This is a genomic window from Streptomyces sp. OR43, from assembly GCF_008042275.1.
Taxonomy (GTDB): Bacteria; Actinomycetota; Actinomycetes; order Streptomycetales; family Streptomycetaceae; genus Streptomyces.
The window spans coordinates 23,723-31,590 of record NZ_RDBK01000032.1; the positions used below are offsets into that span (position 1 = coordinate 23,723).

A 7,868-nucleotide genomic window follows, 5' to 3' on the forward strand; every position below is an offset into this window, starting at 1 on the left:
CCGGACGTCCGCCTACCAGCGCCATTCCTGCTGGCCGTACAGGTGGCCCGCCTTGATGCCGTGGTCCTTGCACCAGTTCATGAACTCGTCGATCTGCTTGATCTGGTACGTGTCCTCGGTGTACGTCGTCGCCATGACGTGGCCGAGCCAGGGCTCCTCGCCCATCGCGTAGACGTACGCCTCCTTGGCCCCGAGCTCGACCATGATGTCGGCGGCCTGGGCGGCGTTGGAGCCGGACAGCTTGCGGGAGTTGCTCATCTTCTTGGTGACCGGCTTGGTCAGCAGCGCCTGATAGAGCCAGGTGAGCGGGGCGCCGTCGCACTCCATGCCGAGGAAGGCGAGGTCGGCGGTGCCCAGGTGCTGCCGGACGTAGCGGTACAGCACCGGGTCGATGCCGGAGGAGTCCGCGCCGATGTAGACCTTCTTGCCCGCGAACTCGGCCCAGTACGTGGACTTTCCGCGGATGTCGAGGTCGCAGTGCTCGCCGAGGAACGGCGTCGCGGTGATCTTGCCGCCGGGGAACTCGACCTCGTCGAAGTCGTCGACCTCGGTCACCGGGAAGCCCTGGTGCTTGAGCATGAGCGCCATGGACGGGTCGGCGAGGTTGCCGCGCGAGGAGCGCGGGACGACGATCTGGCCGACCCGGCCGCGCAGTTGGAGCAGGGTCTCCAGGACGATGTGGTCCTGGTGGCCGTGCGTGATCAGCACGAGGTCGATGTAGTCGGGCAGGTCGTCGAGGGTGTAGCGGTCGCCGGCGGTGTTGTCGGCGCTGATGAACGGGTCGGTGACGACGGCCGCCTCGGGCGACTGGAGGACCAGGCAGGCGTGGCCGAAGTAGCGGATGCGGCCGCCGGCGTCGATGTGCCGGTCCTCGGCCAGGCTCGGCCGCTCGCTGAGCATGCCGGACAGCCGCTGGGTCCGGGCGTCGTCGAGTTCGAGGGCCTCGCGGAGCTTCGCGAGCGTCGTGGGCTGCACCCGGGCCTTGAACAGCGCCTCGAGTCCGGCGTGGCGGAGCGGGATGTCCAGCTCCAGCACGTCGGGCGAGGGCAGGCGCGGCGTGCTGAGGATGAACGGCCGCTCGATGCCGGTCTCAAAGGAGAGCTGCACCGACTGGCGGGCCTCCTGGTAGATGTCGCTGTGGTAGGCCAGCGGCTCCATGAAGCGCATCTGAGCCTGGTTGTCGGTGTCGTACGCCAGCTCGACGAGGCCGGCGAGCTCCTTGGGCAGCTTGGGGTACAGCGGGGTCAGGTCGAACCCGGTGGCGTTGGCGCGGAGCAGCTCCTGGCCCTCGGCGATCGCCTCGGCGAAGCGGAGCATGGCGGCCCGCTCGCGCTTGATGGTGGCCAGCAGGTCGCGCACCTCGTCGGCGCGCTCCTCGGCGATGTTGATGAAGTAGCCGCCGCGCAGCTCGGGGTTGACGCTGGCCGCCACGTGGACTTTCGGGGACTGGAGATAGGACTCGAGGAGCGGTACCTGCAGGAAGGCGAGGTTCATCGCGGCCTGGACGGGCGCCAGGGTGTGCGGCCAGACATAGAACCGGTCCACCAGTGGTTCCACGATGACCTTGGATCGCAAGTACAGCTCGTCAGACATGGGTGCTCGTCCTCCAGAGAATTGCCTGAATCAATGCCGAATGGTCAAAAAGGCCGCGGACGGCGAACAGGCCCGCGCAGGAGGGCGGCCGTCCGCGGCGGTTCGTCAACTGCGCTTGGTCGCCGGCTCGTCGCCGGCCACGACCCATTCCAGTACGGCCATGGCACTGGTCAGCTTCATCTCCGCCTGCTGCCAGGCGATCGAGCGCGGGCCGTCGAGGACCGCGCCGGAGACCTCCTCGCCGCGGTGCGCGGGCAGGTCGTGCATGAACGTGGCGTCCGGCCAGCGGGCGAGGAACCGCTCGTCGATGTGGAACGGGCGGAACCGCTCCCGCCAGTCGGGGTCGGCCTTGACGGTGCCGGTCGTCTGCCAGCGCGTCGTGTAGACGACGTCCACGTCGGCCGGCAGGTCGTCGGTGTCGTGGACCTCACGGACGCTGCCGCCCGCCGCGGCCGCCCGCTTCGCGGCCGCGTCCAGCACCTGCGGGTCCAGTCCGTAGCCGGACGGGGTGGCGAAGGTGACGCGGCTGCGCGGGATGTGGGAGAGGCCGTGGGCGAGAGCGGAGGCCGTGTTGTTGCCCTCGCCGAGGTAGAGCACGGAGATGCCCTCGAGCGAACCGAACCGCATGAGCATCGTCGCCAGGTCGCACACTCCCTGGGTCGGGTGTTCCTCGGCGGCCATGGCGTTGACGACGGGCAGCCGCCCGGCGCCGGCCATCTCCCGCAGGTCGTCCAGCGGTCCGGACGTCCTCGCGACGAGCGCGTCCAGCATGGAGCCGAGGATGCGGCCAGTGTCCTTGATCGACTCACCGGTCGCCGTCTGCAGGTCGTTGGGCCCGTACGTGACGGGGAACCCGCCCAGCCGTACGACGCCGCTGGTGAAGGCGGTCCTGGTGCGCGTCGACGTCTTGGCGAAGAGCAGGCCGATCAACTTGTTGCGCAGCGGCCTGTCGTGCGCCGTCCGGTCGAGGAAGAGCTCGCGGGACCTGGCGACCAGGCCCTGCAGTTCCTCCCGGGTCAGTTCGGACAGCGTCAGCAGCCCGCGTGTCTCGATGGACATCATTCTCCGCTCTCGCCCAGGGCGCGGTAGACGACGGCGCCGCCCGTCCCGGCAGTGGTGATTCCCTGGGCGATCCGCCAGTCGGCGTGGTAGATGGTCATCCGGTAGCGGTCCGCCCCGTCGGGGCAGAGGCACACGAGCTCCTCGACCGCCGGGTCCTGCCGGAACATCCGCAGCGCGGCGGCCACGGTCGCCCCGGAGCTGCCGCCGACGCCGATGCCGGCCTCCTCGGACAGCCACAGGCAGGCCGCCACCGCCTCGGCGACGTCGACGTACTGCACGGTCGCGGTGGCGGGGTCCAGGAAGCTCGACGGGCAGCTCGCCCCGATCCCGGACAGCAACCGCCGGCCGGACGTGGGGCCGAGCGCCGCGGAGCCGTGCACGTCGACACCGACGAGGTGCCAGTCCGTGCCGGTCGCCTCGACGAACCGGGTCAGCCCGGCGAGCGTGCCGCCCGTGGAGACGGGGACCAGGACCGTCGCCGGACCGGGCACCTGCCGCAGGAGTTCGGGCGCCGTGCTCTCGAAATGGGCGTTCGGGTTCGCCTCGCTCCGGTACTGATTCGTCCAGACAAGGCCGGGGCGGAGCTCCAGCTGTTCCTTGACGTACCGAATGCGGTTGAGCAGATATCCGCCGGCGGCATCCGGTTCGTCGATCACCCGCACCTCGGCCCCGAGGCCGCGCATACGATCGACGAAGAATGTGCTGGTGCGCAGATCGACGACAGCGGTGAACGGGATTCCACGTGCGGCACATTCGGCCGACATGGCAATCCCGAGATTTCCCGAAGTCGACTCGATGACGCCGAATTCCTTGTCGATACGGTCGGCCACATGGTCGATCAGGGAGACGGCGATACGGTCCTTCAGCGAACCGAAGGGATTCTTGGATTCCAGCTTGAGTCGCAGTCTCCGCGGCGTACCGTACACGTCCAGGGAAACATCCACCATCGGGGTGTTCCCGACCGGAGAGCGGACCGGGTCCGCGGATCTCACAGCACTCGTCATCGACGTCATCCGATATTCGGATGGGAAGCCGTCAGGCGTCGGCCGTCTCCGCAAGCGCCAGTCGACCGACTCCCTTCAGGGTGGCCAGGTCGATGTCGGCGACGCAGCGCACACGGTCGCCGTTGAGCGTCAGGGTGCCCTCGACGTGGACCGTGCCGGTCCGGGCGTCGAAGTCGGCGCCGCCGAGGTCCGTGGCCTCCCGGTCCAGGCGTATGCCCAGGTCGGTGCCACCTCTGGTCTCGGTGAACTTCACGAAGACGGTCCCGATGTCCGTCAGCCGCGTGTGCAGCTCCTCGAGCGTGGGCTCGGGTCCGCCGACCTCCACACTCTGTTCGACGCTCAGGCGCTCGGTCAGTTCATCCATGGTTCTTCTCTCCCATCGAAACGGCCGGCTCAGGACTGCTCGGACTCCACGTAGGCGAATGCCAGGTCGTCCGGGATGCTGAATTTAAGAGTGGACTCGCAGAATTCATGCCACTCAGGGGTGTCCTCGGTGAAGAGCCGCTTGTCCTTGTCCACACCGACAGGGCTCAGCATGACCGTGAATTCATCGCAGAGGAACACCGTGGTGTCGTCGGCGAGTTCGCGCTCCTCGGGCTGCGCGCCGGCCGCCCAGCCGGGAAAGCCGCGCAATTCACCCAGTGGGTACGATTTGCAGTACTTCCTCACCCGAACCTCCGAAAGCTGCGCAACTGCAATTTGGGCGCCCTCAGCGTACGACGAGAGGTGCCTGACCATCCACAGGCGCAGGAACAGAGAAACGGCGGTCTCGTGTTCAACCAGCGCCTTCGCGCAGTTGAACACGAGACCGCCTTACCCGCCCGGGGGTTTAGCGGGTAGCCTGGGCTGTTTATACGTCGCGCAGGCGCAGCATCGCGCCGCCGACGGTGAGCGCTCCGGTGGCCCACAGGGCCACCACACCGAGACCTTCCCAAGGACCGATCGGGAGCTGCTCGATGCCGATCGTCGTCTGGACCGACAGGCCGGCCGTCATGGGGGCGATCTGCTGGAGCAGCTTCTGCCAGTCCGGGTCGGTGATCACCTGGGTGAGGATCGGGAAGAAGAACAGCAGCCCCAGCACGATCCCGATCGCCGTCGCCGAACTCCGCACGATCAACGCGATACCGAGGCTCAACAGCCCGATCAGGGCGAGGTAGAGGACGGACCCCACGGCCGCCCGCAGCGTCTCCGAGTCGGCCAGCGACATCGCCTCGTAGCCGTGCGCCTTCGTGAAGCCCCGGCCCGGCTGGACCAGCCCGCCGATCAGCAGCGACCCGACGACGGCGATGGCACCCGCCGCCACGATCACCGCGCTGAGCACGGCCGCCTTCGAGAACAGGACGGTCAGCCTGCGCGGCACCGCGGCGACCGTGCTCTGCATCATGCCGGTGCTGTACTCGTTGCCGACCATCAGCACCGCGACGATCGCGACCACGACCTGACCGACCATCACACCCGTGAGGCTGAGCTTCGTGGCGTCCTCGCCGCAGCCCATCGAGTCACACCGGGAGGTCATGGCCACCGCCGCGCCGACCGTCAGGGTCAGCGCCGCCGCACCGAACAGCAGCCAGACGTTGGCGGCGTCCGTCCGCAGCTTCGTCCACTCCGCGCGTCCCGCGAACCTCATGCGTCCCTCCGGCGGATCAGGACCAGGGCGCCGGCGAAGGCGGCCGCGGCATAGGCGCACAGGACGGCGAGGCCCGCCCACGGCGCCAACGGGAAGTAACCGTGCATCGGCGAGTACACCGTGACGACCTGGTCGTAGTGCGTGACGGTCTGCTGGATGGCGAACCCGGCGGCCGGTGTGACCTTCAGGAGCCAGTCCGAGGCCGTGGGCGGCAGAACGGACGCGGTGGCGAGCAGGTACGGCAGCACCATGCCGACGACCACCACCGTGATCGTCACGGCGCTGCGCCGCAGGAGCACACCGACCGACAGGGCGAACACACTCGCCACCGCCAGCAGCAGGCCCGTGCCCACGATGGCCCGCAGCTCCGTCGCCGACGGCACCGTCAGGACCGGGAAGCCGTTCGCCAGGGACCGTGACGCGCCGAACGGCAGCATGAGGGCGGCGGCGATCGTCCCCGCGAGGAAGGCCGCGCAGCCCACCACGAGGGCCTTCGCCACCAGCACCCGCCCGCGGCTCGGACTGGCCGCGAACGTCACGCCGATCAGACCGCGCCGGTACTCGACGGTCATGTAGCCCGCGGCCACGACGACCATCATGATCAGCCCGGCGAACGCGCCGACGAGGAAGTTCGACAGGATGCGCACGCCACTGGCGGCCGGCCCGCCGACCACCGGCGCGATGTCACCGGCGCCCGTGATGCGGTAGCCCCCGTCGGCGCGGACCGCGTCGCCCTTCGTCGACTGGCTGTAACTGCCGCTCGTACCGGCGCCGTCGGAGACCTGCTGGTCCTCCCAGGCGTCGCCGCTCCACCCACCGCTCAGGGTGGGCGCGCCGAACGTGCCGGTGGCGACCGCCGGGTTGAAGCCCGTTCCGGTACCGGTGTCCTCCGTCGCCGAAGGCGAGGTCACGAACAGCCCGACCTGCGACGACTCCGACAGCCCCTTCAGGCGGGCGCTACCCACCTCGGTCCACTTGCTGCCGTCCGTCGACTGGAAGCCGGTCACCGTCTCGCCGGAGCGCTCGAGGCGCAGCCACCGCGGCGCCTCCGCCGACGCCGCGCCGGGCAGCCCCGCCGTGTCGTGCGTGAAGTCGTATTGCATCCGCACGCCGTGCGTCCCGGTGACCATCATCGCCGCGTACGAGGACCCCGGCTCGAGGGACTCCTTCACGATGATGCCGGCCTTCGCCCAGGGCGCCAGACCGGGCTTGTTCTCCGTCGGCGACGCCGCGACCTGACCGGTCAGCGAGGACACCGACACCGTGATGCCGCCGTCGCCCTTCAGCGGCTGGTGCAGGAAGTAGAAGGCGTCGTTGACCGCGTCGCCCGACGGACCCACGGGCAGCTTCGCCGCGTTGGCACCGCCGTCGTTGCTCTGGGCCGTGGCGAGCAGACCGACCAGACAGGTCACCACGAGCGCGCCGATGGTGCTCAGCACCCAGCCGCGCACGGTCCGGAACTTGGTCCACTCCGCGCGCAGGACGCGTCCGAAGCCGCCTCGGTCCTGCCGCCGCGCGGCGGGCGGCGGCGAGAGGGTCGTGGTCATCGGCCGGCCTCCCCGGTGACGACCCCGCGGTACTGCACGGAGTCCCGGGTGAGCTCCATGTACGCCTCTTCCAGGGACGCACGGTGCGAGGACACCTCGGAGAACGGCACCGCGTGCGCACCGAGCACCGACACCACGTGCTCGGCCGGCAGGTCGGTGACACTGATCGTGTCCGTGCCCGTCGAACTCACCGTCGCACCGGCCCGCGCCAGCACGTCCATCGCCTGCGTACGAGCCGACGTGCGCAGCGTGACGCGCCCCTCGGACACCGACGCGAGCAGGTCCCGCACGCTCGTGTCGGCGACGACCTTGCCGCGCCCGACGACCACCACGTGGTCGGCCGAGTCCTGCAGCTCGCTCATCAGGTGACTGGACACCAGAACGGCACGCCCCTGCTCCGCGAGCGACGCGAGGAAGCCCCGCATCCACCTGAAGCCCTCGGGGTCCAGGCCGTTGAACGGCTCGTCCAGCATGAGCATCGGCGGGTCACCGAGCAGCGCCGCCGCGATGCCCAGCCGCTGCCGCATGCCCAGGGAGAACCCGCCGGCCTTGCGCCCCGCCACGTCCTGGAGGCCGACCCTGCGGATCGCCTCGTCCACCGCGGCGGCGCCGAGGCCCTGCGAGTGCGCCAGCCACAGCAGGTGATGGCGAGCCGTCCGGCTCGGCTGCACGGCGGAGGCGTCCAGCAGCGCGCCGACGTGCTTCAGCGGCGTGCGCAGCGTCTGGTACGGCTGCCCGCCGACCAGCGCGCTGCCCTTGTCCGGCTTGTCCAGGCCGAGGATGACACGCATCGTCGTCGACTTGCCGGCGCCGTTCGGACCGACGAAGCCGGTGATCTGCCCCGGCCTGACGGAGAACGACATGCCGTCCAGTGCCTTTGTGCTGCCGAAACGTTTGTAGACGTCCCTGACCTCGATCACGGCCTGTGACCCATCGATCGTCTTGTCCATGAAGGAAAGGCTAGGAAAAAACAGGGGTCCGAGTCGTCACGGAAAAGAGCGAAGTTGCAGAGCGCACACGTGGGGGACGCAAGAG

General features: G+C 69.4%; 8 protein-coding genes. All 8 read right to left on the reverse strand.

What is annotated here, in order from left to right; genetic code table 11:
* Window positions 1–12: 12 nt before the first annotated feature.
* The 8 genes from EAO72_RS16135 to EAO72_RS16170 all read right to left on the reverse strand — a co-directional run bounded on the left by EAO72_RS16135 (window position 13) and on the right by EAO72_RS16170 (window position 7,783).
* Window positions 13–1,593, reverse strand: coding sequence for an MBL fold metallo-hydrolase (locus EAO72_RS16135; RefSeq protein WP_148018034.1), 1,581 nt, complete (start codon window positions 1,591–1,593; stop codon window positions 13–15).
* Window positions 1,594–1,698: 105 nt separating this feature from the next.
* Entirely contained in the window at window positions 1,699–2,655 is a 957-nt protein-coding gene (locus tag EAO72_RS16140; RefSeq protein ID WP_148018035.1) for an ornithine carbamoyltransferase, read from the reverse strand.
* Window positions 2,652–3,668 (reverse strand): pyridoxal-phosphate dependent enzyme, encoded by a 1,017-nt coding sequence (locus tag EAO72_RS16145; RefSeq protein ID WP_148018036.1) that lies wholly within the window; start codon window positions 3,666–3,668, stop codon window positions 2,652–2,654. The genes EAO72_RS16140 and EAO72_RS16145 overlap by 4 nt, the downstream gene beginning before the upstream one ends.
* A gap of 22 nt (window positions 3,669–3,690) precedes the next feature.
* The gene (locus EAO72_RS16150; protein ID WP_148018037.1) at window positions 3,691–4,023 is read right to left on the reverse strand and encodes an MbtH domain protein; all 333 of its coding nucleotides are present in this window, start codon (window positions 4,021–4,023) and stop codon (window positions 3,691–3,693) included.
* A 29-nt stretch (window positions 4,024–4,052) separates the two neighbouring features.
* Window positions 4,053–4,463 (reverse strand): hypothetical protein, encoded by a 411-nt coding sequence (locus EAO72_RS16155; RefSeq protein ID WP_148018038.1) that lies wholly within the window; start codon window positions 4,461–4,463, stop codon window positions 4,053–4,055.
* 46 nt (window positions 4,464–4,509) lie between these two features.
* Window positions 4,510–5,286: an ABC transporter permease subunit gene (locus EAO72_RS16160; RefSeq protein WP_148018039.1), complete on the reverse strand. Its 777-nt coding sequence runs from the start codon at window positions 5,284–5,286 to the stop codon at window positions 4,510–4,512.
* The gene (locus EAO72_RS16165; protein ID WP_148018040.1) at window positions 5,283–6,833 is read right to left on the reverse strand and encodes an ABC transporter permease subunit; all 1,551 of its coding nucleotides are present in this window, start codon (window positions 6,831–6,833) and stop codon (window positions 5,283–5,285) included. Before EAO72_RS16165 ends, EAO72_RS16160 begins: the two co-directional genes overlap by 4 nt.
* Complete coding sequence (locus EAO72_RS16170; RefSeq protein ID WP_148018041.1) at window positions 6,830–7,783, reverse strand: ATP-binding cassette domain-containing protein; 954 nt, start codon at window positions 7,781–7,783, stop codon at window positions 6,830–6,832. The genes EAO72_RS16165 and EAO72_RS16170 overlap by 4 nt, the downstream gene beginning before the upstream one ends.
* Window positions 7,784–7,868 lie beyond the last annotated feature (85 nt).

What these genes read in the sequence shown, in the direction of transcription:
- EAO72_RS16135 (WP_148018034.1), bottom strand. Translation starts at nt 1,593, where the DNA reads ATGTCTGACGAGCTGTACTTGCGATCCAAGGTCATCGTGGAACCACTG.
- EAO72_RS16140 (WP_148018035.1), bottom strand. Translation starts at nt 2,655, where the DNA reads ATGATGTCCATCGAGACACGCGGGCTGCTGACGCTGTCCGAACTGACC.
- EAO72_RS16145 (WP_148018036.1), bottom strand. Translation starts at nt 3,668, where the DNA reads ATGACGTCGATGACGAGTGCTGTGAGATCCGCGGACCCGGTCCGCTCT.
- EAO72_RS16150 (WP_148018037.1), bottom strand. Translation starts at nt 4,023, where the DNA reads ATGGATGAACTGACCGAGCGCCTGAGCGTCGAACAGAGTGTGGAGGTC.
- EAO72_RS16160 (WP_148018039.1), bottom strand. Translation starts at nt 5,286, where the DNA reads ATGAGGTTCGCGGGACGCGCGGAGTGGACGAAGCTGCGGACGGACGCC.
- EAO72_RS16165 (WP_148018040.1), bottom strand. Translation starts at nt 6,833, where the DNA reads ATGACCACGACCCTCTCGCCGCCGCCCGCCGCGCGGCGGCAGGACCGA.
- EAO72_RS16170 (WP_148018041.1), bottom strand. Translation starts at nt 7,783, where the DNA reads ATGGACAAGACGATCGATGGGTCACAGGCCGTGATCGAGGTCAGGGAC.